This is a genomic window from Snodgrassella sp. CFCC 13594, from assembly GCF_001590725.1.
Lineage (GTDB): Bacteria > Pseudomonadota > Gammaproteobacteria > Burkholderiales > Neisseriaceae > Snodgrassella.
In genome coordinates, this window is the sequence record NZ_LQXR01000004.1 from 81,893 (window position 1) to 106,444 (window position 24,552).

The following is a 24,552-nucleotide window of genomic DNA, read 5'->3' on the forward strand; positions in this document are numbered from 1 at the left end:
TCGGCTCGCTAAAATTAAGGAATAACCATGATTGCTCATCAACTCAAATTGGCAGTATCGGGTGCTCAAATTTTGTTTGTGGCGTTCGGTGCAATGGTATTGGTACCTTTGCTCACCGGCCTCAACCCAGCTCTGGCACTCTTAGGCGCAGGCATTGGTACCTTGTTATTTCAATTGTGTACCAAACGCAAAGTCCCTATTTTCCTCGGTTCTTCCTTCGCTTTTATTGCCCCAATCATCTATGCCATCCATGAATGGGGCTTGCCCAGCACCATGTTTGGTTTATTTGCAGCTGGTTTCATGTATTTTGTGTTTGCCGCACTGATTAAGTGGCGTGGATTAGCAGCTGTTCACCGCTTATTACCACCTGTGGTCATTGGCCCCGTTATTATGGTGATTGGCCTATCGGTTGCCATGGTGGCTAGCGGTATGGCGATGGGCAAATCAGGTGATAAGCAAGTTATGGACTATACACACTCGCTGTTGTTGGCTGGCTTTACCTTTGCAGTCACTGTAGTGATTAGTGTATTTGGCAGTAAAATGATGCGCTTGATTCCGATTTTAATTGGCGTGGCTGCGGGTTATTTGATGGCATTAGCTACAGGCATGGTTGATATATCTGGTATCGTGGCGGCCCCATGGTTTGCTGTGCCCCATTTTGAAACACCCGAAGTTAACTGGCAAGCAGCTTTGTTCATGCTTCCCGTCGCCATTGCACCAGCAATTGAACACATTGGCGGCATCATGGCTATTGGGAAAGTGACGAACAATGATTATGTTAAAGACCCGGGCCTGCACCGTACCTTAACCGGTGATGGGCTGGGCGTTTGCGTAGCAGGGTTAATTGGTGGGCCACCGGTCACTACTTATGGCGAGGTCACTGGTGCGGTGATGATTACCAAAAACAGCAATCCTGTCATCATGACATGGGCTGCAGTATTTGCCATCTGCATGGCTTTCTTTGGTAAGTTCAATGCGTTTCTAGCTTCAATTCCCATGCCGGTGATGGGCGGCATCATGATTCTGTTGTTCGGGACCATTGCTTCATTGGGCTTGAAAACATTGATTGATGCTAAAGTGGATTTGATGGTGCCTAAAAATTTGGTGATTGTCAGCTCTGTTCTCACCGTGGGTGTGGGCGGCATGGTGGTGAAATTCGGCACCATGGCTTTTGCAGGAGTGGGCTTGTGTGCACTATTGGCGATTTTGCTGAACTTGGTATTGCCTAATCGCAATCCTCAAACAGATTGATTCACATTGTGGCTGCCTGCATTTTTCAGGCAGCCTATTCCATGCTCAAGTGGATTTTATATTTAATCAGCGCTTTTTTAATCATAATTCTAAAAAATAGTATGCATCTATCAGAAAAGTAACAATTGCATTCATTCACTTTTCTCTAGCGGATGCCAATCACCACATGCCACAATCCACCTTTATCAGCATATGGATGAGCACCAATAATGATGCCCAGCGCCAATGAAATACATTGCATCACCGTGACTCCGTATAAACCACGTAAAAATATACAAATCCACTCAATATTATCCCATAGTGGCTAATCGGTATATTAACCACACTTTTTTACTAAATGCGCTTGAACGGTTAAAATCCAACACAACATTTAAAATCTTCAGGCAGCCATTGCATTTTGTTGGCAAATAACTTAAGCGGTTTTGCGCTTAGATCAAAATGTCATGGCTCAGCAAGACGCAATGGATATTGCCGCAAACATCATCTAAACACCACGATAATAATACAAAAACAGATAAATGATTTCATCAGCACAAACACAGGCCCAAGCGAAAGTCATACCTTCGCGCAGATTGTCTGTGGCCCCCATGCTCGATTGGACCGACAAACACTATCGTTTTATGGCCCGTCAAATCACACAGCATGCTTGGCTATACACGGAAATGATTAATGCCAATGCCATTAATCACGGCGATGCAAGCCGCTTATTGGCCTTCAATGAAGGCGAGCAACCGCTGGCATTGCAACTGGGCGGCAGCGATCCCGCAGAACTCGCCGCTGCTGCACGCACAGCAGCAAATTTTGGCTACAATGAAATCAATCTCAATTGCGGTTGCCCCAGTCCTAAGGTGCAAAAAGGTGCTTTTGGTGCCTGTTTGATGAATGATGTTGGATTAGTGGCTGTGTGTTTGAATGCCATGCAAGCACAAGTAGATGTTCCCGTCACCATCAAACACCGAATCGGCTTAGACCGGCAAACCGATTACGCGCCTCTGGAAGATTTTGTGGGTACCCTACTGGCTCAAACCGCCTGCCGCACATTTATCATACACGCACGCAATGCATGGCTAGATGGCTTATCGCCGAAAGAAAATCGAGATATCCCGCCTTTGCGCTATGATTATGTTTATCGTTTGAAAAAAACGTTTCCAGACGCCGAAATCATCATTAATGGTGGCATCAAAACAAACACCGAAATCAGCACCCACTTACAACACGTAGATGGCGTGATGGTGGGCCGAGAGGCATACCATAATCCCATGCTGATGCGCGACTGGGATGTTTTATTTTATGGTGCCAAACAAGCGTCCATCACCACCCAACAGCTGGTAGAAAAATTGCATCGCTATGCCCAAGCACAATTGCGTGCTGATGACCGCGCGGCATTGCGCCAGATTGTGCGGCATTACTTGGGCTTGATGCATGGTTTGGCTGGGGCCCGTGTTTGGCGGCGCATGCTTTCAGATGCTCAATTACTTAAATACAATAACCCAGATTTGATTCAAGCCGCTGGGGCGGCTATGGCGGATGAAGCCAGCCACAAAGAGCTCAGTTTGACGACGCGCAACACTTAAACCAGCCGTGCAACAAGCAAACAGCTTGATCTTAAAAGGAACACCATAACGGCATCCAAATTTTGTCTGAAAATCTGTCAAATTATGCCCATACAAGCCGGGAATACAGTCGCAGAACCCACTTTACAGCGTGATGAAGGCCCGCAAATTGCACAGGCATTTGCCATAACCCAATCCTGCAAGCGTATTGCGCGCATTACATCAGAAACCGAACACATTGTCAGGGCAACTTCAGGTAAAATTGCCCAAGTCACGAGTCGTGGGCTGTGTGTGGCTATCGTAGAAACAAATTTGCCCGCAGTACTGACTGCTGATGTTCATGGAGAAACGGACACCGTGGTTAAAATCAATGCATCTCATTTTTAAAGGCCAGCTTTCATGCAACAATATTTGGATTTAATGCGTCATGTGATGGATTCCGGTGTGGACAAAGAAGACCGCACTGGCACAGGTACGCGCTCGGTATTTGGCTATCAGATGCGCTTTGATTTACAGGCAGGCTTTCCCGTACTCACCACCAAAAAACTGCATTTGCGTTCGATTATTTATGAATTACTGTGGTTTTTACGCGGTGACACCAATATCCGTTATTTACAAGAAAACCAGGTCCGCATTTGGGATGAATGGGCCGATGCCGATGGCGATTTAGGGCCTGTTTATGGATACCAGTGGCGCAGCTGGCCTGCGCCCGATGGTCGCCACATTGACCAGATAGCCAATGTGGTGACCCAAATCAAAAACAACCCAGATAGCCGGCGCCTAATTGTATCAGCGTGGAACCCTGCTTTGGTGGATGAGATGGCACTACCACCCTGCCATTGCCTGTTTCAATTTTATGTAGCTAACGGCAAACTATCCTGCCAACTTTATCAGCGCAGCGCAGATATTTTTCTGGGCGTTCCATTCAATATAGCCAGTTATGCCTTATTAACCATGATGGTGGCACAAGTCACGGGCCTTCAGCCAGGAGAGTTCATTCACACGTTGGGTGATGCTCATTTATATCGAAACCACTTCGAACAAGTAAAACTACAATTAACACGCACGCCGAAAAAGCCACCAAAAATGAAAATAAATAAAGAAGTCAATGATTTATTTTCATTCCAATTTAAAGACTTCGAGCTGGTAGGCTATGAGCCTGATCCACACATCAAAGCAGCAGTAGCCGTTTAGATTGAGTATGCGATTGTGAGAACATCATGACATCACAAATCACCCTGGTTGCCGCGTTGGCCAGTAATCGCTGTATTGGTCATCAAAATCAGATGCCTTGGCATATCCCAGAAGATTTTGCATTTTTTAAACAATACACCTTGGGAAAACCCGTGATCATGGGGCGAAAAACGTGGGATTCTCTACCCAGGAAGCCATTGCCTGAGCGAAAAAATATTGTCATTACTCGGCAAGCAAGCTGGCAAGAGTCGGGTGCAGACACCGTTCACAGTCTTCAGGCAGCCTTAAACAAGCTGGCTGATGTCCCTGAAATCATTATTATGGGCGGTGCGCAAATTTATGCTGAAGCATTACCGCTGGCCACAGATATGCGCTTAACTGAAGTGCATGCCAACGTTTCAGGTGATGCATTTTTTCCAGCGTTTCCCATTAACCAATGGCGGGAGTCCAGCCGCAGCACCCACGTTAGTGCCAAAAATGGACTGGTATTTGATTTTGTGCACTACACCCGGACAGACTTTCTGCATCAGCCACCAACAACACCAGTTGCCAATACCCTAAAAGGCATTGAACATTGATTATGAAAGAAGCGCTTCATGGCTTTGGAAATTGAACACAAATTTTTGGTCATTGGTTCTGAATGGAAAAACCAAACTACCGGCATTTTATACCGTCAAGGCTATTTGAATACGGTGAAAGAAAGAACGGTCCGAGTGCGCACCATTGGTGATCGTGGCTATTTAACGGTTAAAGGACTCAATCATGGTCTTAGTCGATTGGAATTTGAATATGAAATTCCCCACAAAGATGCCAAACAGATGATTAATGAATTGGCAGAACAACCCATCATTGAAAAGTATCGCTATCGAATCGCCCAAGATATGTTGACTTGGGAAGTGGATGAGTTCTTGGGCAGCAATGCTGGCTTGGTGATCGCTGAAATAGAAGTGCCCAATAGTCATTTTATTTTTGCTAAACCCAATTGGGTGGGAAAAGAAGTATCCAACGATACACGTTATTTCAACAATAATTTGGTATTGCATCCTTATCAAACTTGGCCTGAAAACAGTCATTCCCATTCTAGTACGCAAAATACCATCATAATGGGTCCATGCTTTTTATTTTGCGCAATGTAGTTCATTAGCCTTTTTAGGGCAGCCCATCCTTCTGCAGCACAGAAGCATAAGCATAAATATCTCATTTCCGCTAAATCTGTCATGATTCAATCGGGAAATCACCAAATGACTTTAATGTCCCAGAAAAGTTGGTCTACTTCTGCACATCATTGAGAGGTAAAATTGATTGCATATGCGCCGTCATCGGATTTTTAATTCAGGATAAATTGATGCTTAACTGTTGATTGCTGATGATAGGCATCGTGGCAAACTGACGGCTAAATGCATATGCTGATATGCTTATTCTGATGTACTCAATTGAGTTGGAGCATCTCCGAATAATTGTGCAGGTTTGCATTTTTTATCTGGCCAAAGCAACACGCAATAGCGATTCAATCCACATCAAAAATGTTCTATCGGGCACCACATGCGATGATTGAGACGCATTGCGTATCGCCTAAGTTTACTACCTTCGAGCTAATGGATTTTCGATTAGAAAGACGGTATAGCCAAAGAAGAATGATTAAAATTAGAAGGCATTGTGAATGAAGTGTTTCCCGATATGCGTTTTTTGGTGACCTTGGAAAACGGCCATCAAATCATTGCCTACACTTCAGGGAAAATACTGAAGCACAGTATCTGTATTGGTGCAGGTGATGCAGTCACGGTGGAAATGTCTGACTACGATCTCTGTAAAAGTCGAATTAATTTCCGCCATGCCGCACCTATGCGATCAGCACCGCATTAATGCAACATGTTAATCATTTAATTTTTGATGGCCCTGACTCATCAAATCAGCAATTCTGGCTTGCCTTTTATCTCTAGTAAATGCCCTAAAACTGGGTTTTGCATACAGCTCTAACGCCATGAAATGTCCACACAATGCCAAACCTAATAGTTTAGGCAACTGCCATTCACCCACTAATATTTTGCCACAGGGAATGAGTATTTATATTCCTGTTTTCTTTCCCAACTCTTTATTATTATAATTTTGTATATCCAAACGTGTTAGATCACTTAGGTAGACAAACCAAAACAAGTACCGTAATTATAGTATGGGTATTAATAAGTTCTAACTAGCCTAAAACCATCAATTTCCGTCCCCACTTTTTAGAAACTCACTCATCTGCCAACCATTAGCAAGTGCGATATCACTCAATTTAGAGTCCCCATTAACAACATGGGGATGCGAAACCATTTGCAATAATGGCAGATCATTAATTGAATCACTGTAAAAATGGCTTTCTTCATAATCACCCAACGATCTATTTTTTTGTAGAAGCCAGTTTTGTAAACAAATAATTTTGCCATCACGAAAACTAGGGGTGCCTACATAATGACCAGTAAAATTACCATTATCATCTTGTTCTGCCACAATACCAATACTGTCCCTAATCCCTAGCAATTGAGCAATGGGCGCCACTAAATAATGGTTTGTGGCTGAAATCAGCACAACATCATCGGCATTGTTTTGGTGATGCTGAATCAATAGGCGGCTTTCAGGATAAATCTTCGGAGCAATCACTTGCTCTAAAAACACCACCAAATGTTGATCTAAAATCGATTTAGGTATTTGTGCGAGCACCTTTAACTGCGCGCGCACGAAATCTGCAGTGGCAATTGTGCCATCAGCATAACGTTGATAACATCCATTGTGTTTTTCTACAAAAATATCATCCAATAAATGTTGCTGATGCAAATACGCCACCCATGCCTGATCAGAATCGCAAGCAATCAGAGTGTGGTCTAAATCAAAAATCGCCAGCTTACGCATATACAATACTTTATTTAAAAAAAACTTAAGCACTTTGTTGCAATTCCAGTATCTCGCTGTCAGGAATTGTAAGAAAAACGGACTCTTGTACAGACAAGTGACACAACGGCCCATAATTTAAAACATCTACCAAGATGTGCTCATTTTGGTGTGTTTTGACCGTATAACGCACCACACCGCCCAGTAAAGTACGATTAATCACCACGCCAGGGATATGCCCCTGCTCTTTGTCGATTTGAATTGCTTCAGGGCGTATCACCAGTACCCCATTTACGTGGGGGCGCAATGAAGGATATGATCCCATATTGTAATTACCCACAAATTGGGCCGTAAAAGATGTATTTGGGGTGTTATACAATTGTTCAGGTGTGGTGTGTTGTTCAATTTTACCTTTGTTGAGCAGCACCACTTGGTCAGAAATGGCCAGAGCTTCCTCCTGATCATGTGTGACAAATACAGTGGTTAATTTGAGCTCTTGTTGAATATCGCGAATTTGGCTGCGTAAATTTTTACGAATACGTGCATCTAGGCAGATAAAGGCTCATCCAACAACAGAAGCTCAGGTTCCATCACTAAGCTGCGTGCCAAGCCACGCGCTGCTTCTGGCCACCAGACAATGCAGTTGGTTTATGCGTGGCAAAAGCATCCAGCTCTACCAACTTTAAAATCCGTGCTACTTTTTGCTGACGTTCTTCACCTTTGATTTTTTTCATTCTTAAGCCAAATGCCACATTGTCGGCTACAGTCATATTGGGAAATAAGGCATAGTTTTGAAAGACCATTGCCACATCTCTTTTTTGTGGTTTAGCCCGGGTGATATCGCGCCCATTTAATTCAATTGTGCCACTATCTAAATTTTCCAAACCAGCAATGCAACGCAGCAAAGTTGATTTACCACAGCCACTGGGCCCTAATAGGGTCACTAATTGATTGTCTTGAATGGTAAGATCCAAATGATCGATCACAACCTGATCACCAAAAATTTTGTGGGCTTGTTTAATCTGTAACATATTTTTTCTCCTGGCTTAACCAGCTCACTACACCGGTGAGTATCAGCAATAAAACAAAATAAGAAATAACCACAGCGCTGCTTAAATGGCCGGAACTATTTTTCAAGGTATACAAATAAACCTGTAAAGTTTCAAAATAACCACCGGCTAAAATATTAATGAATACAAATTCACCCATTAAAAACGAGATGGCAATAAAAAATGCCACAATCACGCCCTTTTTCAGGTTCGGCAGCAGTACATTCACAATGCTTTGCCAATAAGAAGCGCCTAGCAAAGCAGATGCATCCATTAATTCTTTGGCATTTAATGATCGAAAATTATTGTCTAATGAACGATATACAAATGGCATCACGATAGTGAAGTAGCACCCAATCAAGACAATAAAAGTACCCAAACCTGAGTTGAGCATGTGTGTATAAAGCTGCAAAATCCCCACAGAGGCCACCACAGGTGGCAGCGTAAATGGCAATACCAATACCACATTAAGCCATTTCTCCCAGCGTGGATGATTAATATGAACCGCCAATACAACGGGAAATACCACAACAATGCTCAACAAAGCGGTAAACACACAAATGGCAACAGAAGACCACAAAGATTTGATGAATCGGTCATCCTGCCAAATTTGGCTCAGCCAATTAAGTGTCCAAGAATCGGGAAGAATGCTGCGTGACCATTCACCAGCTATGGCATACATCAACGTGCCCCACACGGGTATCAGCAATGCACCGATTAAAATCAATAAATATAAATAGTGAAAACGTTTGGCTTTCATGATTACACCACCATCCGATTAGGCCTGATATTTTTTCAATAAAAATTGATGAATCGCCGTTGCCATTAACATCAACAATACCAATACCAGCGCTAATGTCGCTGCCATATTGGGCTCAAGGCTGATATTGCCTGCAATCAAAGCCGCAATGCGAATCGGCAAGATATTAAAGCTGCCTGAAGTTAAAGCATAAGCGGTTGCGTATGCACCCAATGCGTTGGCAAATAAAATCACCAAGGTTCCCAATAAAGCGGGCATCAAAACTGGCAACACAATCAGCCAAAAATAACGTCCAAACCCGGCACCCAATAAATAAGCGCTCTCCTGCCATTCTGCTTTCACGCTCTCAATCGCTGGATACAACAGCAAAATCGCCAAAGGTATTTGAAAATATATGTAGGTCAGCATCATGCCAGCATAAGAGTAGATATCCAGCAGTGTGGTCATCCCAAAATGTTGTACCAATAAGTTGAGCACACCAGCATTACCCAGCACAATCATCATCGCGAAAGCCAATGGCACACCAGTAAAATTGCTGAGTAAACTATTAATGGGAATCAGCCATTTACCCAACTTAGTATGGCGAATAGCATACAAAGAAATCGCACCTTGAAAGCCGACAATCAAACCTATAACACTGCTGTATAAGCTGATTTTCAACGATAGTGTGATCGATTGTGCATAAAATGCATTAGTGAATACAGACTTAACATTGGCCAGGCTCCATTGTCCTGTGTCATTTTGGAAAGCATGCACAATAACCCACAACAATGGTGCCAGTAAAAAGGCCAAAACCAGCAAACCAAAAGGTGCAGCCAACATATAATCCAACCAACGGCGAGAAATGGTCTTTTGCGTTGACGTTATCACAGCCGTGCTACCCGTAGCGGCTTTCATTTCAATAATCCAGGACAAGCAGGTTTATCATGTTGTACTCCCAGCAATGAACACACGGTGCCACAAAGCTGTGTTTGCTTGATGGCAGTGTCTGCCATTGAAAAAGCATCGCCAAAAACATACAAAGGAACACGCCGCTCTTCTGGCAATGTACCTCCATGACTTAAATCATTATTCATGCCGTGGTCACTGGTAATCAATACTTGATAGCCTGCAGTAATCCATTGAGCCAAATACGGCGATAAATACATATCGGCCATACGGGCGCTGTTGCGATAAGCATGGCTATCCAAACCAGTACGGTGGCCTGCGTCATCAATATTCATCGGGTGGATTAGTAAAAAATGGGGATCGTAAGTGCGACGTAAATGCTCCGCGTCGTCAAACAAATGACTATCAGGATAGTGGTCTTCATAATAAAAATGACCATATTGAATAGGCAATGCTTCATTTGCGACATGGCGGTCTTGAGCAGCGTCAAATGGTGTATGGTTATACAGTTCACTTACCCAATAATAAGCAGCGGCGGCCGTGCGTAATCCGCTTTCGCGTGCATAATGAAAAATGCTCTTTTGCTGTGATAAATGATTAATGCGATTATTATAAATACCGCTTTTAGCCGGCTCTACACCCGTCAAAATACACTCATACAATGGGCGCGACATTGAAGGCAATTCACAAGATAGTGTATAAAATCGACCTTGTTTTTGCTCACACAACGCTTGCATAAATCCCATGGCATGAATAGCCACATCGGCATTTAATCCATCCAACACCACTAAAATAACTTTATTCATTGCTTTTAACTTTATCTTTTTTACTTTCAGGCAGCCTAATGCTGCCTGAAAGCGGTTCAAACAAGATTACTGATTAATCAACACCTTTTGCTGCCACATTGCAGGCAATGCTTTAGCAGACGCTTCCCAAACACTGGCGTTTTTAACAGGATGGGCGTTTTTATACTGCTCTTGTGGCAACAGCTTTTTCTGCGCATCAGCAGGAATCTGTACATGGTCAATACGAATCGGACGTGCATAGCCACGAGCCAGATTTTGCTGGCCTTTATCCGACAAAATAAATTCGCGTGCCAATTTGGCCGAGTTAGGGTGTTTACCAAATTTATTGATAATGGTGGTGTAGCCAGAGATGACAGAACCATCACTCGGAATAACAACATCAAAGCGGTTATGATCAATTTGGTCTCGATAGTTAAGACCATTAAAATCCCACACCACAGCCACTTCGATTTCGCCCTTCTCTAAGTTAGCAACGCTCGGATCAGCCATGCTCAAACGTTTTTGCTTAGCCAAATCGGCAAAATAATTCAATGCAGGGGCCAAATCTTTCTCATCGCCACCTAATGCATAATTGGCAGCCAAAACGCCATTAACTGCTTGGTTGGCCGTAGCAACATCACCAATGGTGACTTTATATGCGGATTTTTTTAAATCAGCCCAACTGGTAGGTGTTTGTTTCACTTTTTGTTTATCAACGATAAAAGCAATGGTCCCAGTATATGCAATAACCCAGTGGCCATCTTTGTCTTTAGCCCAATCAGGAATCTGATCCCATGTGCTGGTTTTATAAGGCAAGGTAACGCCTTTATCGACAGCAATAGGGCCAAAAGGCGCGCCAACATCACCTATGTCGGCGGTGGCATTGTCTTTTTCCGCCAAAAACTTAGCAATTTCTTGGGCAGAACTCATGTCGGTATCTTGGTGCTTTAGGCCATATTCTTTGCTCAAATCTTCCCAAGTTTCTTTCCAGTTTGCCCAAGTATCTGGCATCCCCAAGCTATTCACCACCCCTTCTGCTTTGGCCTGTTTAATAATTTGATCCAAAGTTTCAGGTTGTTGAGCTGCTGATGCTTGAGCAGGCTGGCTGGCTGTTTCTTTTGCCGCATCTTGGCCAGAACAGGCAGCCAAAACCAAAAATGGTACAAACATCAGTGAGCGAACGCATCGCATATTGTTGATTCCTTTATCAGAAGTCAGTTATATATTGACGAAATATATTTCAGTGTGATTAAGCATCTGAAATTCTCGCATCAGACCATGACAACAATATGAATACATTTAACCAACATATGGATTTAATGGCGCATCCGAACGTACACTGGGACAATATTAGAATAAAAAATGAAAAATTATTCTAATAAATTAGGAAGATATGATTACTCAGGTATTTCTAACATCATTCACATGCTTTATTTTGACCAAAAATACCAATTGAATAGATCGTTTTTCTAAAGCATGCTGCATGGCAATATTTGTCGATGAAATATCGAATTAAAATCAATGCAGAATAAGTAAAACTGTAGGTTTATTGAGCAGTCAAAACTAACCGACCCAACTTAAAAGCAGTATAAAATTTTCATTAGACAGGAAAATATGAGACGCCAATGATTGCAATATGCACCACACCATGATTAGATTTATTTGAGATAAAGTAATTTAAGCCTAGTTAATATTAGGTTTTATTCTCTATATTTATCCATATTGTTTATTTTTTATAATTTTCATGATGTCTAACCGTTTTTCATTATTTTCCTGATACCGTCATCCTAATTTCAATTCGACCAGTAATTCGGCCAGTTGCTGACGACCATGCCCTTTTATGGACATCAGTGGCGGTGGTAAACTTGGTGATGACACAAAACCAAGCAACTCAGCTGCCGTTGCGATGACACGTAGACTACCCCCATATTCGGCAAATAAATTCCACAATGGCTTGAGGCAATTCGATAGTCTAGTGGCCTCTTCTGCATTGCTGGCTTGAGCAGCTTGTGTAATGGCCATTGCAATCTCGGGGAATAGTCCGCCAATCACTGAATACCAAGCCTCGCAGCCTGCATTCAATCCAGAAGCAGCGCAAGCATCTCCGCTGATTCCTATTGTAACGTGCGAAGGAATTATATTTCGCAAATGCTCAATGCGTGCTTTAGCAACTATGGGGTCTGATGAGACGGCAGGAATTTTTATGGATCCCACGTTGGGTAACTCCGCTATGCGACCATGAAGTTCATCAGTAAACGTGAAATGAGTCGTCAAAGGATTATCGTATATACATAATGGTACAGAGAGTTGCTGTGTTACAGTCTTGTAGAGCGAAAAAACCTCATCTTCAGTTAACTTTTGATAGGATACCGGAGCCAATAACACGCCACGAGCTCCAGCTTTTTGTGCGTCATCAGCCAAGGATAATACATCCCGGGTGTTCGTCGCACTAATGCCAACAATAACAGGGACGTTACCTGCATGTTCAATTGCAATTCGCGCTGCTTGTGCTCGCTCTTTCATTGAAAGATAGGCATAACAACCAGTTGAGCCAAGAACACCAATGGAATCAACTCCAGATGGCACTAACCGCTGAATTAAAGAGGCGAAAGCTACTTTGTCGACATTATTTTTGTAGATCGGTGTTAAGGAGAATGCACTAAGACCTGAGAACATAATTGAAATCCTTTATTGGCCAATAAATTATCTTCAGCCACCCGTTGTGAGAGCCAAGCAATAAATAAGCGCAAGCCATATGAATTCATATGTCACCCAAGCCCATTGTATGGTGCCAGTCATAAAACTACCTAGGAAGACAGCTTCATCAGCACCAAGCCGCTCACAATCAGCACAGCAGCAAAAATACGTATCGGGCTGGCGACCTCACCCAACAAAAGAATACCGATGAGAAATGCTCCAATGGCACCTATACCTGTCCAAATTGTATAAGCCGTACCCAGAGGAATAGATTTCATTGCCATTGACAAAAGTCCAATGCTCGCAATCATAGACACGATGGTGATGGACGCATAATCCAGTCGCGAAAAACCATTAGAGAGTTTCATCATATAAGCCCAAACTATCTCAAGTAAGCCTGCTGTTATCAGAAAAAACCAAGCCATGCGATTTCCTATATCCAATAGAGGTTAATATCAAAATGAGAATTCAAGCAAAATACTATTTTTGTTCTTATATTCTACAATATGGTTACATCTTCTCAAGGTTTATAAACTTTGTCTGGATGGTTGTGTCTAGCATTACCCAGTTTATTTTTTCAACTAGCGTCTTCTCTGTTCCATAGGATATAAGCCCACGACATGACTGCTAAGCATTCCAAAATGAACGCCTCCTTTACGGCCTCTGAGTTTGGCCGAATTCGACTACGTCTTCGAATTATTGCGTGATGGCGTATTTCTTTGTCGCTATTATCGCAAAAGGTATGCCCGTTCTAAGTGTGTACAATCAAATGCTGGGAAAAATACAATATCGGACACCGGAATTGCCGTTCTCTATGCAGCATCATTTCCTCGGTAATCCTCCCATTTTTAATAGGCTGAAATTAGTAGCTCTCAACAATGACCAATGATGACTTGATAAGATTTTTCATGGTTACACAACTACAAGCAACAGGTGGCATAATCTTCCAACTTTGGTTCTAAACTTTAAAATCAATGCACAGTAAAAGCGATATCCCTGTTTGAGATTGGATTTAAAACCATTCGAATTTCATATATACAGAGCATGTTTAAAGGCGGGGTTACTCTCCCAATATGCGTGCTCCTGTATAATAACCACCATAAATTACCCCGTTAATATATAACCCAATAGCAGGTATCTGCGCCTTGTTACTTTCATTCAAGATTGTTTAAATCAGTTTTACCAATCCATTTTCCTAAAAAACACAATAGACCAAACATCACGCCGGCATCCATTGAAGATGCACATTCAATGGATGCCGCCCCAAAATGGCAATCACTGCTGTTGGTCAACCAATTCGAATGAATCATCGATTCAAGTTGCACTGAAAATTATCAACTTGATTTTAAAATTAATTTTTCCTACTCGTCTATTTATTGACGAGTGCTACTCGATCTTTTTCTCTCTAATAGGCCATTGGTTATAAGCAAACAAATAAACAGTATTTAATCCCTGCTACCTCGGCTTGCTATATTGCCGCCATAAACACAAACAAGGAGCGGAACATGAAAACGACAGCGCACTGGCTTGCTATCCCTTTGATTTTGGCACTCGCGGCCTGCGGCCAAAGCAACACCACCTCATCAGCGTCATCTGGCAGTGATTCAGGTAAAGCACCGACTGGAAAAATAAGCATACTGAATGTTTCTTACGACCCCACTCGAGAACTTTATCAGGAATACAATAAATCCTTCCAACAATATTGGAAAACCAAAACTGGTCAAGATGTTGATATTCAGCAATCGAATGGCGGTTCAGGCAAACAGGCTTTAGCAGTTCAAAATGGATTGAAAGCAGATGTGGTTACTTTGGCGTTGGGGGGGGATATTGATGCTCTGAATACCCCAAGTAAGCAACTGATCAAGCCTGACTGGCAAAAAGCATTGCCAGACAACAGCACGCCTTATACATCCACCATTGTGTTCTTAGTACGCAAAGGCAATCCCAAGCACATTCAAGATTGGGGTGACTTGGTTAAAAATGGTGTTGAAGTCATTACCCCCAACCCCAAAACCTCAGGTGGTGCCCGATGGAATTTCTTGGCCGCATGGGCGTGGGCAAAACACCAACCAGGCGGCAGCGATACCACGGCTAAAGATTTTGTGACCAAGCTTTATCAACATGTACCCATCATGGACACGGGTGCGCGCGGTGCAACCATTTCTTTCACACAACGACATTTGGGTGATGTCCTTCTGGCCTGGGAAAATGAGGCTTACTTGGCCTTAAAAGAAGCGCCAGATCAATTTGAAATTGTGACGCCTTCCCTGTCTATTTTGTGCGAACCGCCTGTGGCTGTGGTGGACAGCGTGGTCGATGCCAAAGGAACACGTGAAGTGGCCACCGAGTACCTGAAGCACCTGTATACGGAAGATGCACAACGCTTAATCGCCAAAAATTTCTACCGTCCAATCAACCCCAAAATTGCCAATGAGTTCAAGCATCAATTCAAGGATTTGAACTTAGTGACCATAGACAAAGACTTTGGTGGCTGGACAGCAGCACAGAAACATTATTTCGCGGACGGCGGCGTATTTGACCAGATATACAGCAAGAAATAAATGTCCAATGCAAAAGGCTGCCTGAAAACCGATTCAGGCAGCCTTTTGCAACTTTAGGCAAATCCACTGGCGCACTCATCTTGTCTTTTCTTTAAAGGTAACAGCCATGCAAAAAAGTCGATTAAGCAAGAGCAAACAAAGCCAATTGATTGAACTTTTCGTTGCCGGTGTGATGCCCCAAACTGCCGCTGCCGTAGCAGGAGTTCAGTTCACGACCGCCTCATTGTATTTCAACAAACTGCGGCAATTGATCCTTTTATTCAGTACCCAACCCGGCTTCTTGACGGCCACGGAATCCGACCACAATCTACCATTAAACACACTGCCGCAAAGCAGTACTAACCTATTGTCTTTTGGCTTGCATATGGCCACACAGGAAACCCATGTGGTACTCAATAAAAGTGAGAGTCTATTGTGTAACTTACCCATTAGAGGTGAGGCTTCACTGGATATTTTTATCACCACATCCAAACAAATTGATTTATCGAATTCAGTCCCTTTTTCTATTTTTCCCTGCTCTCTCAACCCAAACGAGACCAGTCAATTTCGTGAGCGCGCCAATCAATTTCTAAGCCAATTTTGGCAGCAAAACAAAAACTACATCCATAAACTCAGCCGCATGCCACATGCCCATTGGTATTTATATTTAAAGGAAAACGAGTGGCGACACAATAAAGCCCATATCTCATCCCAAACCCAAGAACTCAAGCAATTGGCGGAGCGGTACTTAAGCAGTCCGTGAACTTTAGTCCAACCACTTTACCACCGTTACCCCACAGGAACATGGCAATGGCTATGTTCCTGATTTTATTTTATTAAAAACATTTTTTATATAACAAAAAATCATTATTTAATAATAGTTAAAAATATAAATACTATAAATAAAAAGTTATTTAGTCAGAAATTAATATTATTTCTGTATTGGCTGACCGCTCTTTAAGATGCACAACACATTAAACGCAAAACACGTTAAGGAGCAGGAAAATGTCAGCACAGCCACAGAAAAAAAAGAAAATCAGTCTAATTGTTGCCGGATTGGTCGTAATCGGCATTGCCGCCTTCATCTACAGTCAAAACCACCAAAACAAACCCACTACAGCAAACAATGGAAACGCCTCCGCCAATACATCATCAAGCGAACCAGTCACATCAGCAGAAGCCATTACCGTAGCCTACCAAACCGGCATCGATCCCACTAAGGTAGCCCAAGCAGATGGCGAATATGAAGCGGCCACCGGCGCCAAAATCAACTGGAAAAAATTTGACAGCGGTGCAGACGTTATTGCTGCAGTAGCCTCCGGCGACGTACCTTTGGGTAATATTGGTTCCAGCCCTTTTGCCGCAGCCACCAGCCAAGGGTTGCCCATTGAAGTTTTTTACATTTCCGGTATTTTGGGGGATTCGGAAGCTCTGGTCACCAAACCCAGCATCAACAATCCTCAAGCACTGATTGGTAAAAAGATTGCGGTTCCCTACGTATCAACCACACATTACAGCTTATTATCAGCGCTGAAACATTGGAATATTGATTCCAAGCAAGTCAACATCATCAATTTGCGACCACCGGAAATCACCGCCGCCTGGCAACGAGGTGACATCGATGGTGCTTATGTATGGGAACCCGCACTGGGCAAACTCAAAGAAACAGGCAAAGTATTGGTCAGCAGCGATCAAGTGGGTAAATGGGGCGCGCCTACTTATGATTTGTGGATTGTGCGCAAAGACTTTGCAGCCAAACACCCCGATTTCTTAACTCAATTTGCCAAAGTTACCGGCAAACAAGTGGTACGTTATCAGCAAGATCCTAAGGCCTATGCCAACAACGCCGATAACATCAAAAAAATTGCCGCGCTCACTGGGTCAAAACCAGAAGAAGTACCGCTATTGCTTTCAGGCAACCAATACCCAAACTTGGCCGAACAAGCCAAATTACTTGACGGCAGCTTTGCCCAAGACGTGAAAAATACAGCGCTATTTTTAAAACAACAAGGCAAAGTGGATGCGGTAAAAGATAGCTATGCAGAATTCGTGACTTCAAAATTCGTTAAAGCGGCGCAGGAGTAATGCTATGCCCTCCATTGAAGTTAATAGCGCATCTGTGCATTTCGCGGGCCAGAGTAAACCCACTTTGGATGACATCAACCTAATCATTCCCGACGATGGCATCACTGTCATCATTGGTCCTTCAGGTTGTGGCAAAACGACATTGCTAAATATCTTGGCCGGATTCATCACGCCGACATCCGGAACCATTAGCAGCAATGGCCAAACCATTAGCGCACCGGGTTCTGATCGCGTGGTGGTATTCCAAGACGATGCTTTAATGCCCTGGCTCAACGTGGCTGAAAATGTGGCGCTGGGCCTGAATATTGCAGGCACAGATAAAACCACTCGACAGCAACGTGTCACCGAAAAGCTACAGCAGGTAGGCTTGGAAAATGTGGCTGACAAACCGATTTGGGCATTGTCTGGTGGTATGCGCCAGCGTGTTGGCATTGCTCGGGCACTGGCAGTGAACTCACAGTTCCTGTTAATGGATGAACCTTTTGGCGCACTGGATGCATTTACACGTGAGCAAATGCAGGAATTGGTTTTGTCTCTGTGGCGTCAACACAGCTCTGGTTTTGTTTTGATCACCCATGACATTGAAGAAGCTTTATTACTGGCCACACGCTTGGTGCTGATGGCGCCATATCCCGGCCGCATTTTGGAAATACTGGACCTGGATTACAGTCAACGTTGGCGCCAAGGAGAATCGCTACGGCATCTTAAGGCTGACAAAACCTTTGTCGAATTACGCGAATCTTTATTTTATAAATTAGTGGCACGCAGTCCAGCACAACACGAGGTCGCCATATGAACACGAGGGCTTTTACAGGAGGCCAACCCAACCGCTATCTTTTAGCCACCATCAGCATAGGCTCGGTTTTTTTGGTGTGGTGGCTCATTACCGCGTTGCATTGGATAGATCCATTGTTTTTACCCAGCCCCAACCAAGTATGGAAAAAATTTTTGGTGATAGCGCAAACTGGTTTTATGGACGCAACGCTTTGGCAGCATTTAGCAGCCAGTTTACAAAGGATGTTGCTCTCGGTGCTGGCGGCCATTATTGTGGGTATCCCTGTGGGCATTGCCATGGGACTCAACCCTTGGATTAGAGGACTGATTGACCCATTAGTGGAGTTGTATCGGCCCATCCCACCGCTGGCCTATTTACCGCTATTGGTGATTTGGTTTGGTATTGGCGAAGCCACCAAAATTTTGCTGATTTTTTTGGCTATTTTGGCGCCCATCATTATTGCCACTACCCAGGGTATGCTGGTTTCACCTGGCAACCGAATTCGAGCTGTGCAATCTTTAGGCGCTTCGCGTTGGCAAATTGTCCGCTACGTCATTTTGCCGGCTGCTTTGCCCAACATTCTAACTGGGATTCGCATTGGGCTGGGTGTCGGCTGGTCAACTTTAGTGGCGGCTGAACTGATTGCGGCAAAACAAGGTTTGGGGTTAATGGTTCAGGCAGCCGCACAATTTTTGGTTACCGACGTGGTTATCCTAGGCATTATTCTGATTGCATTGATCGCCTTAATCATCGAACTGGCTTTGCGCTATCTACAAAAAGAATTGGCACCTTGGTATGGCCACGAATAAAACACGCAAATGAACTAATTGAATATTTAATTTCGAAAGTTAAAATACAATGAATATCCAACAATTGACCCCTAATATCGGGGCAGAAATTGAAGGCATTGATTTGAATGGGCTCGTCGATCATGCCGCACTATCACAGATCCACAACGCACTGTTGCAACACCATGTTTTATTTTTCAGGCAACAATTCCTAGAACCCAAGGCTCAGCGGAATTTAGCGGCCCAATTTGGGGATTTACACATCCATCCCATTTATCCGCCTCACCCCGATGCCGCTGAAATTATGGTGTTGGACAGCCACCAACAAGATTTACGCGACAATGAATTGTGGCACACTGACGTGACTTTTATTGAAACGCCACCTCTTGGCTGTGTTTTGTCCGCCCAGAAAGTACCTGACTACGGTGGCGATACGCTGTGGGTCAGCGCAGCTGCTGCGTATCGCGATTTATCCGAACCCATCAAACAACTCCTATTGGGATTGAGCGCGTCTCATGACATCAGTAAATCCTTTCCTGACGTCCGCTACGCACGTACCGAAGAAGAACGGCAGAAGTTGTTATCTGCCAAGCAAAAAAACCCGCCCATTAGCCACCCACTGGTGCGCACCCACCCGGTAACCGGGGAAAAAGCGTTGTTTGTGAATGAGGGTTTTACCACCCATATTGACGGCTTATCTCGCTGCGAAAGCGATGCTTTGCTGGATTTTCTCTTCAAACACAGTACCCAACCCAAATACGCAGTACGTTGGCATTGGCGCAATGGAGACGTGGCCATTTGGGACAACCGCATCACCCAGCATTTGGCCAACTTCGACTATGGCGATGTGCACCGAGTAATGCACCGTGCTACCATTATTGGCGACAAACCCTATTAAACCGCAGCCCTGGAATATGGATAGAATGAACATGTCTTTTTTATTGTTTTTGGCCATCATCGCCGAGGTGGCGGCCACCACGGCACTCAAAGCCAGCAATGGGTTTAAAGTTTGGGTGCCTTCCATCATCACCATCGTGGGCTACATCACCTCGTTTTATTTGCTTTCACTTGTCTTGCAAAAAATCCCAGTCGGCATTGTTTATGCCATTTGGTCTGGCTGTGGCATCATTTTAATTTCCATACTGGCTTGGTTTCTTTATGACCAAAAATTAGATATCCCCGCCATCATTGGGATTCTATTGATTTTAGCAGGCGTCATTACCATCAATCTATTCTCCAAATCTGCTGCTTAAATCGGTTCTAAGCATTGTTTTAGTTGAATGATTGGGAGCCTGGTCAACAACATAATCATCCTCGCCTGTATATTGCCACTCAAAAGTCGGGCTGATGATATACCTTGTTTTGGTAAAGCAAAGGCAAGTTGATTTTGTGCTTTCAATGCTGCCTGAAATCATTTTGGCACTGGTGGCTGAGTCGAATGGACAAACTCATTAAGCAAATTAACACGTGCATTGATACAAAAAGTGGTTCACCATATCTGCATGGTCATCTACTCAATTCATGGCTATTTTTTGAAAGGAAAACAACATGAAAAAAAATTTATTATTGCTGGCGCTGTGTAGCAGCGCTTTTGCATTCTCAGCCCCACTTCACCCTGATCACACCAAAATGGATCAAGATATTGCTCAAGCTGCCAGTACTACCGAATACCAACAGGCCATGAGCAAAATGCACCAAAGTATGGACATTGATTATTCAGGCAATGCCGACATTGATTTTGCCAAAGGCATGATTCCCCACCACCAGGCTGCCATTGATATGGCCAAAACCCAATTAAAATACGGGAAAGATGCACGTTTAAGAGCCATGTCGAAAGACATCATTAAAGCCCAAACGCATGAAATTCAAATACTCGAAAGCTGGTTAAAACAACACGAAAAGCGCTAATCAAGATAGCTATTAATAAAGGCAAGGCCTACTTACCGTCGGCCTGCTTGCAGCTAGCCGTTGATGCTTATCGCTACCCTAACATCGCGAAATAAACAAAAAATGCTGCGTTTCCCTTGATTCTCTATTGGGTGGGGTTCAGGCCATTTTCAGCTAGCATAAGCAAATTTAAGCAAAACAAAAACCTGTTGGGATTTTTAATCTCAACAGGTTTTTAAATTGGTACGCCCACGGGGAATCGAACCCCGGTTGCCGCCGTGAAAGGGCAGTGTCCTAACCGCTAGACGATGGGCGCATAGCATTATGTGTGGTGCACCCGGAGCGATTCGAACGCCCGACCCTCTGGTTCGTAGCCAGATACTCTATCCAACTGAGCTACGGGTGCAACACTCTTGCTTGTCAGCGCCAATGCACTGAAAATCAAGAAGTGCGCATATTATAGAATCCCCATCTGTTTGTCCAGCGTGACTAGGCTTTATTTTGCAAAATTAAGCTTAATAAATGATTTTTCAGCAAACATTTTTCAGGCTACCTGAGTACTCATGCCCCTATCCAAACCATACATGCTCTAGTCAACGTACGACTGCATACCTATATTAAGCAGTCACAGCATACCAATCCCAGATACTTCTCGCGCCAACCTAGCAGCGGTATTGTCGGTCATCCCCCCCACAAAATCCAAAATTTTCATATACGCTTGATAAAGGCTATCCCCTGCCTCTAAAGGTTCATCCTTGAGCAACTCCAGTGCCAAAGACTGGCGCACACTCACTTCGCCACTGCTCACAAAAGAATGGGCGGCGGGAACCAGCAAACCCAAAATCGAGCCCAAGCAAGGGAACGTGGCAATTTCGGTAATCAATTTACCTTGATGGCGGAAAATACGTGTTCTTGCCAGTTCTTTTGCCTGAATCAGGGTATCTTGCACTTCAGCACTGGCCATAGCCAATAAATCTTTGGCTTGAAACGCGCCCGCCAATAAATCTTCATGATGTGTCATAAATGTTTGGGCCACATCATCAATCGCACGGCCAATGGCAATACCTCGCAACATGGCACATTTTTGGCGGCTAGATGGCGCTTGCCACGTGCTTTCGGTATAGGTCAGCGCAGAGAGCACTGCTTCCACTTCCAAATCGCGCAGTAAACCCAATTCCACGGCATCTTCCAAATCAAGCAAGGCATAACAAATATCGTCAGCTGCTTCCATTAAATACGACAGCGGGTGACGAGCCCACTGGTTGATGCCACATTCAGGCAACCCCAACTCTGCGGCCACGTTTTCGATAAAAGGCAATTCAGTTTGGTAAATACTAAATTTACGGCGGCCATGTTCAGCAGAGCTGGTCCACGGGTATTTTAACAGCGCGCCAATGCTGGCTGCCGTTAAGCGCATGCCACCTCGATTTCGGTACATTTCCAAACTGGCCACAAGACGCAAACTGTGGGCATTGCCTTCATAGGTTTGGATGTCATTGCGCTCTGCTTCACTCAAGCCTAATAAATAACCAGCATGGTTGGGATCTCGAAACCAATCACGCAGTGCATCTTCGCCTGTGTGACCAAACGGCGGATTGCCAAAATCATGGGCCAGGCACGCCACTTGCACTGCCGCACCAATGTCTGAAGGCGTATTCAGTGTAGGTAGATAGCCGCCTGCCTGCAACATCACGCCCACTCGATTACCCAAGCTTCTCCCGACGCTGGCCACTTCCACACTGTGGGTCAGCCGGTTGTGGGTATGGTCGTGTTCGGCAAAAGGATGCACTTGGGTTTTGCGCGCTAATCGCCGAAATGCACCAGAAAATACCACGCGGTCATAATCAATATGAAAATCAGTACGCAAGGCTTCTGCGCCTTCTTGAGTCGAAGGCGTGCTGGTCGGGGTGATTGCGCCTTCGCTCATGCGGAAACGCTGGGTGCTGAGTAATTGCTGCCAATTCATCATAAACTCACTATTGGAAGGAGTTGAAAGGGGCTTCCGATGATCAGGAATGCTATTTCAGGCAGCCGTTATAGGCTGGCTGGTCCGATTAGCGGGATGAAAAGCGATTTTTCCATTCTCGCAAACACGCAAATACCGCCAGTGATTGGGTTGCGCTCGCTTTATCCAAACCAGTCCGCACAGCCGCCGCAGCCACCGTCGCCGCATGGGTGCGCAAAAATGGATTAATTTCGCGCTCATGAGCCAAAGTCACCGGCAAAGTGGGCCGGTGTTGACGCCTAAGTTGCTGTGCTTGCTGCTGTGCTTGTTGAATGTGTTCATTCCCTGGCTCCACCGCGGCCGCAAAAATTAAGTTGGCCAACGTATATTCATGCGCCGGATAAAACAAGGTGTGTGCAGGCAGTGTATTCAACCGTGTGATACTGTGATACAAATCGGTGATGGTGCCACTGAATACGCGACCACATCCACCTGAAAACAATGTATCGCCGCAAAATACCCGTATTTCCGAACCATTCGACAGCACATAGGCCAAATGATCCAGAGTATGGCCAGGCACGGCCCATACAGTAGCCACGGCGTCCCATGCGCGCAATTCATCACCCTCATCAACCGCACAGCACACACCAGGCCACGCGCCATTACCATACACAACCACATCAGGCCAGGCCTCGCGCAATGCAGCCACACCACCGATGTGATCGGCATGTGCATGGGTCAACCAAATGGCTTTCAAGGATAAATGGTGCTGTTCTAAATAGGCCATCAGTGGTGCGGCTTCACCAGGATCCACGCAAATGGCTTCATCATTGTGCCGGAGCAACCAAATATAATTGTCTTCAAACGCATGAATGGGCATGATCGTCATGATATTTGTCTAACTTAAGTATCCAGGTCGCCAAATAAGCTTTCAGGCAGCCTTAAATTTAACCGTGCAGCAACCAGTATTGCAAAGCCACCCATGTTTTGGCATCGTGAATACGGTTGTCTGCCAACGCTTGGCGCACTTCAGCCGCATCCATCAATTCTGGTTCCAGAATTTCATCTGCTTCTGGATTCAGCTGGCTATTACGAACGACGTTTTCAGCCAAATACACATACATTTTTTCATTACAAAAACCAGGAGAAGTATAAAACGTTGCCAATAAGGTCACGTCCGTGGCAGTGTACGGCGTTTCTTCAGCCAATTCACGCTTGGCACACTCATCAGGTTTTTCGCCGGCAATATCCAACTTGCCGGCAGGAATCTCCAATAAAGCATCGCCAATTGGATAACGCCATTGGCGTACCAATACCACTTTTTTTTCAGGCGTAATCGCCAAGACGCTGGCAGCTCCTGGGTGTGTGACCACCACACGGCTGGCTGTATTGCCATTAGGCAATGAGGCTTCATCTTCGTAGACATTGAGAAATTGGCCTTGATAAATGTCTTTTCGAGCCAATTGGGTTTCCGTTAATTTCATTTT

At 44.3% G+C, this 24,552-nt stretch carries 27 protein-coding genes and 2 tRNA genes; 15 read left to right on the forward strand and 14 right to left on the reverse strand.

Annotated features, from left to right (window positions below; translation table 11 throughout):
* Positions 1–27: 27 nt before the first annotated feature.
* The 7 genes from A2F46_RS04100 to infA all read left to right on the forward strand — a co-directional run bounded on the left by A2F46_RS04100 (position 28) and on the right by infA (position 5,861).
* Entirely contained in the window at positions 28–1,251 is a 1,224-nt protein-coding gene (locus A2F46_RS04100; RefSeq protein WP_066567057.1) for a uracil-xanthine permease family protein, read from the forward strand.
* Positions 1,252–1,769: 518 nt separating this feature from the next.
* Positions 1,770–2,825, forward strand: coding sequence for a tRNA dihydrouridine(20/20a) synthase DusA (gene dusA, locus A2F46_RS04105; RefSeq protein WP_066567059.1), 1,056 nt, complete (start codon positions 1,770–1,772; stop codon positions 2,823–2,825).
* Positions 2,826–2,909: 84 nt separating this feature from the next.
* Positions 2,910–3,191, forward strand: coding sequence for a hypothetical protein (locus A2F46_RS04110; protein ID WP_066567060.1), 282 nt, complete (start codon positions 2,910–2,912; stop codon positions 3,189–3,191).
* Between the two features lie 12 nt (positions 3,192–3,203).
* Entirely contained in the window at positions 3,204–3,998 is a 795-nt protein-coding gene (locus A2F46_RS04115) for a thymidylate synthase (RefSeq protein WP_066567062.1), read from the forward strand.
* Between the two features lie 26 nt (positions 3,999–4,024).
* The gene (locus tag A2F46_RS04120; protein WP_082783566.1) at positions 4,025–4,576 is read left to right on the forward strand and encodes a dihydrofolate reductase; all 552 of its coding nucleotides are present in this window, start codon (positions 4,025–4,027) and stop codon (positions 4,574–4,576) included.
* 18 nt (positions 4,577–4,594) lie between these two features.
* On the forward strand, positions 4,595–5,134 hold the full coding sequence (locus A2F46_RS04125; protein WP_082783567.1) for a CYTH domain-containing protein: 540 nt from the start codon (positions 4,595–4,597) through the stop codon (positions 5,132–5,134).
* A 517-nt stretch (positions 5,135–5,651) separates the two neighbouring features.
* Positions 5,652–5,861: a translation initiation factor IF-1 gene (gene infA, locus A2F46_RS04130; RefSeq protein WP_255358747.1), complete on the forward strand. Its 210-nt coding sequence runs from the start codon at positions 5,652–5,654 to the stop codon at positions 5,859–5,861.
* Positions 5,862–6,203: 342 nt separating this feature from the next.
* Here infA and A2F46_RS04135 read toward each other — a convergent pair whose 3' ends face one another.
* From A2F46_RS04135 to A2F46_RS04170, 9 genes are all read right to left on the reverse strand, one after another.
* Positions 6,204–7,001, reverse strand: coding sequence for an HAD family hydrolase (locus A2F46_RS04135; RefSeq protein WP_082783568.1), 798 nt, complete (start codon positions 6,999–7,001; stop codon positions 6,204–6,206).
* The gene (locus A2F46_RS12475; protein ID WP_231867699.1) at positions 6,913–7,293 is read right to left on the reverse strand and encodes a TOBE domain-containing protein; all 381 of its coding nucleotides are present in this window, start codon (positions 7,291–7,293) and stop codon (positions 6,913–6,915) included. Before A2F46_RS12475 ends, A2F46_RS04135 begins: the two co-directional genes overlap by 89 nt.
* A gap of 166 nt (positions 7,294–7,459) precedes the next feature.
* Positions 7,460–7,897 carry an ABC transporter ATP-binding protein gene (locus A2F46_RS12905; protein ID WP_231867700.1) on the reverse strand — a complete coding sequence of 146 codons (438 nt, stop codon included), beginning with the start codon at positions 7,895–7,897 and terminating at the stop codon, positions 7,460–7,462.
* The gene (locus A2F46_RS04145; protein WP_066567067.1) at positions 7,884–8,675 is read right to left on the reverse strand and encodes an ABC transporter permease; all 792 of its coding nucleotides are present in this window, start codon (positions 8,673–8,675) and stop codon (positions 7,884–7,886) included. The genes A2F46_RS12905 and A2F46_RS04145 overlap by 14 nt, the downstream gene beginning before the upstream one ends.
* Positions 8,676–8,693: 18 nt before the next feature.
* The gene (locus A2F46_RS04150; protein ID WP_066567070.1) at positions 8,694–9,572 is read right to left on the reverse strand and encodes an ABC transporter permease subunit; all 879 of its coding nucleotides are present in this window, start codon (positions 9,570–9,572) and stop codon (positions 8,694–8,696) included.
* Complete coding sequence (locus A2F46_RS04155) at positions 9,569–10,369, reverse strand: alkaline phosphatase family protein (RefSeq protein WP_066567077.1); 801 nt, start codon at positions 10,367–10,369, stop codon at positions 9,569–9,571. The genes A2F46_RS04150 and A2F46_RS04155 overlap by 4 nt, the downstream gene beginning before the upstream one ends.
* 66 nt (positions 10,370–10,435) lie before the next feature.
* Entirely contained in the window at positions 10,436–11,539 is a 1,104-nt protein-coding gene (locus tag A2F46_RS04160) for an ABC transporter substrate-binding protein (RefSeq protein WP_082783569.1), read from the reverse strand.
* Between the two features lie 591 nt (positions 11,540–12,130).
* Positions 12,131–13,024 (reverse strand): dihydrodipicolinate synthase family protein, encoded by an 894-nt coding sequence (locus tag A2F46_RS04165; RefSeq protein ID WP_066567083.1) that lies wholly within the window; start codon positions 13,022–13,024, stop codon positions 12,131–12,133.
* A gap of 131 nt (positions 13,025–13,155) precedes the next feature.
* Entirely contained in the window at positions 13,156–13,470 is a 315-nt protein-coding gene (locus tag A2F46_RS04170; RefSeq protein WP_066567086.1) for a multidrug efflux SMR transporter, read from the reverse strand.
* Between the two features lie 1,080 nt (positions 13,471–14,550).
* Between A2F46_RS04170 and A2F46_RS04180 the strand changes: the two genes are divergently transcribed.
* From A2F46_RS04180 to A2F46_RS04215, 8 genes are all read left to right on the forward strand, one after another.
* Positions 14,551–15,606: a sulfate ABC transporter substrate-binding protein gene (locus A2F46_RS04180; protein ID WP_082783570.1), complete on the forward strand. Its 1,056-nt coding sequence runs from the start codon at positions 14,551–14,553 to the stop codon at positions 15,604–15,606.
* A 106-nt stretch (positions 15,607–15,712) separates the two neighbouring features.
* Positions 15,713–16,348: a hypothetical protein gene (locus A2F46_RS04185; RefSeq protein WP_066567091.1), complete on the forward strand. Its 636-nt coding sequence runs from the start codon at positions 15,713–15,715 to the stop codon at positions 16,346–16,348.
* Between the two features lie 242 nt (positions 16,349–16,590).
* A complete protein-coding gene (tauA, locus tag A2F46_RS04190) occupies positions 16,591–17,670 on the forward strand; it encodes a taurine ABC transporter substrate-binding protein (protein WP_066567092.1) in 1,080 nt (359 codons plus the stop codon).
* A 4-nt stretch (positions 17,671–17,674) separates the two neighbouring features.
* A complete protein-coding gene (locus A2F46_RS04195; protein WP_066567094.1) occupies positions 17,675–18,466 on the forward strand; it encodes a taurine ABC transporter ATP-binding protein in 792 nt (263 codons plus the stop codon).
* A complete protein-coding gene (tauC, locus tag A2F46_RS04200; protein WP_066567098.1) occupies positions 18,463–19,254 on the forward strand; it encodes a taurine ABC transporter permease TauC in 792 nt (263 codons plus the stop codon). Before A2F46_RS04195 ends, tauC begins: the two co-directional genes overlap by 4 nt.
* Before the next feature lie 49 nt (positions 19,255–19,303).
* Entirely contained in the window at positions 19,304–20,131 is an 828-nt protein-coding gene (tauD, locus tag A2F46_RS04205; RefSeq protein WP_066567100.1) for a taurine dioxygenase, read from the forward strand.
* Between the two features lie 25 nt (positions 20,132–20,156).
* Positions 20,157–20,486: an SMR family transporter gene (locus tag A2F46_RS04210; protein ID WP_066567102.1), complete on the forward strand. Its 330-nt coding sequence runs from the start codon at positions 20,157–20,159 to the stop codon at positions 20,484–20,486.
* A 295-nt stretch (positions 20,487–20,781) separates the two neighbouring features.
* Positions 20,782–21,141: a DUF305 domain-containing protein gene (locus tag A2F46_RS04215; RefSeq protein ID WP_082783571.1), complete on the forward strand. Its 360-nt coding sequence runs from the start codon at positions 20,782–20,784 to the stop codon at positions 21,139–21,141.
* A gap of 220 nt (positions 21,142–21,361) precedes the next feature.
* Here A2F46_RS04215 and A2F46_RS04220 read toward each other — a convergent pair.
* The 5 genes from A2F46_RS04220 to A2F46_RS04240 all read right to left on the reverse strand — a co-directional run bounded on the left by A2F46_RS04220 (position 21,362) and on the right by A2F46_RS04240 (position 24,549).
* Positions 21,362–21,436: transfer RNA gene (locus tag A2F46_RS04220), tRNA-Glu, on the reverse strand.
* Positions 21,437–21,449: 13 nt separating this feature from the next.
* Positions 21,450–21,526 (reverse strand) — tRNA-Arg (locus A2F46_RS04225).
* A 219-nt stretch (positions 21,527–21,745) separates the two neighbouring features.
* A complete protein-coding gene (locus tag A2F46_RS04230) occupies positions 21,746–23,086 on the reverse strand; it encodes a deoxyguanosinetriphosphate triphosphohydrolase (RefSeq protein WP_066567104.1) in 1,341 nt (446 codons plus the stop codon).
* A gap of 88 nt (positions 23,087–23,174) precedes the next feature.
* Positions 23,175–23,954, reverse strand: coding sequence for a hydroxyacylglutathione hydrolase (gene gloB, locus A2F46_RS04235; protein WP_066567106.1), 780 nt, complete (start codon positions 23,952–23,954; stop codon positions 23,175–23,177).
* A 58-nt stretch (positions 23,955–24,012) separates the two neighbouring features.
* Positions 24,013–24,549 carry an NUDIX hydrolase gene (locus A2F46_RS04240; protein ID WP_066567108.1) on the reverse strand — a complete coding sequence of 179 codons (537 nt, stop codon included), beginning with the start codon at positions 24,547–24,549 and terminating at the stop codon, positions 24,013–24,015.
* Positions 24,550–24,552: the final 3 nt, after the last annotated feature.

Bases quoted from the DNA above. Each gene is read 5' to 3' on its own strand.
- A2F46_RS04165 (WP_066567083.1), bottom strand. From the start codon at position 13,024: ATGTTCTCAGGTCTTAGTGCATTCTCCTTAACACCGATCTACAAAAAT.
- A2F46_RS04160 (WP_082783569.1), bottom strand. From the start codon at position 11,539: ATGCGATGCGTTCGCTCACTGATGTTTGTACCATTTTTGGTTTTGGCT.
- A2F46_RS04120 (WP_082783566.1), top strand. From the start codon at position 4,025: ATGACATCACAAATCACCCTGGTTGCCGCGTTGGCCAGTAATCGCTGT.
- A2F46_RS04155 (WP_066567077.1), bottom strand. From the start codon at position 10,369: ATGAATAAAGTTATTTTAGTGGTGTTGGATGGATTAAATGCCGATGTG.
- A2F46_RS04180 (WP_082783570.1), top strand. From the start codon at position 14,551: ATGAAAACGACAGCGCACTGGCTTGCTATCCCTTTGATTTTGGCACTC.
- tauC (WP_066567098.1), top strand. From the start codon at position 18,463: ATGAACACGAGGGCTTTTACAGGAGGCCAACCCAACCGCTATCTTTTA.
- A2F46_RS04210 (WP_066567102.1), top strand. From the start codon at position 20,157: ATGAACATGTCTTTTTTATTGTTTTTGGCCATCATCGCCGAGGTGGCG.
- A2F46_RS04110 (WP_066567060.1), top strand. From the start codon at position 2,910: ATGCCCATACAAGCCGGGAATACAGTCGCAGAACCCACTTTACAGCGT.
- tauD (WP_066567100.1), top strand. From the start codon at position 19,304: ATGAATATCCAACAATTGACCCCTAATATCGGGGCAGAAATTGAAGGC.
- A2F46_RS04145 (WP_066567067.1), bottom strand. From the start codon at position 8,675: ATGAAAGCCAAACGTTTTCACTATTTATATTTATTGATTTTAATCGGT.
- A2F46_RS04240 (WP_066567108.1), bottom strand. From the start codon at position 24,549: ATGAAATTAACGGAAACCCAATTGGCTCGAAAAGACATTTATCAAGGC.
- A2F46_RS04135 (WP_082783568.1), bottom strand. From the start codon at position 7,001: ATGGGCCGTTGTGTCACTTGTCTGTACAAGAGTCCGTTTTTCTTACAA.
- A2F46_RS12905 (WP_231867700.1), bottom strand. From the start codon at position 7,897: ATGTTACAGATTAAACAAGCCCACAAAATTTTTGGTGATCAGGTTGTG.
- A2F46_RS04150 (WP_066567070.1), bottom strand. From the start codon at position 9,572: ATGAAAGCCGCTACGGGTAGCACGGCTGTGATAACGTCAACGCAAAAG.
- A2F46_RS04125 (WP_082783567.1), top strand. From the start codon at position 4,595: ATGGCTTTGGAAATTGAACACAAATTTTTGGTCATTGGTTCTGAATGG.
- A2F46_RS04100 (WP_066567057.1), top strand. From the start codon at position 28: ATGATTGCTCATCAACTCAAATTGGCAGTATCGGGTGCTCAAATTTTG.
- tauA (WP_066567092.1), top strand. From the start codon at position 16,591: ATGTCAGCACAGCCACAGAAAAAAAAGAAAATCAGTCTAATTGTTGCC.
- A2F46_RS04195 (WP_066567094.1), top strand. From the start codon at position 17,675: ATGCCCTCCATTGAAGTTAATAGCGCATCTGTGCATTTCGCGGGCCAG.
- A2F46_RS04170 (WP_066567086.1), bottom strand. From the start codon at position 13,470: ATGGCTTGGTTTTTTCTGATAACAGCAGGCTTACTTGAGATAGTTTGG.
- A2F46_RS04115 (WP_066567062.1), top strand. From the start codon at position 3,204: ATGCAACAATATTTGGATTTAATGCGTCATGTGATGGATTCCGGTGTG.
- gloB (WP_066567106.1), bottom strand. From the start codon at position 23,954: ATGACGATCATGCCCATTCATGCGTTTGAAGACAATTATATTTGGTTG.
- dusA (WP_066567059.1), top strand. From the start codon at position 1,770: ATGATTTCATCAGCACAAACACAGGCCCAAGCGAAAGTCATACCTTCG.
- A2F46_RS04230 (WP_066567104.1), bottom strand. From the start codon at position 23,086: ATGAATTGGCAGCAATTACTCAGCACCCAGCGTTTCCGCATGAGCGAA.
- A2F46_RS04185 (WP_066567091.1), top strand. From the start codon at position 15,713: ATGCAAAAAAGTCGATTAAGCAAGAGCAAACAAAGCCAATTGATTGAA.
- A2F46_RS04215 (WP_082783571.1), top strand. From the start codon at position 20,782: ATGAAAAAAAATTTATTATTGCTGGCGCTGTGTAGCAGCGCTTTTGCA.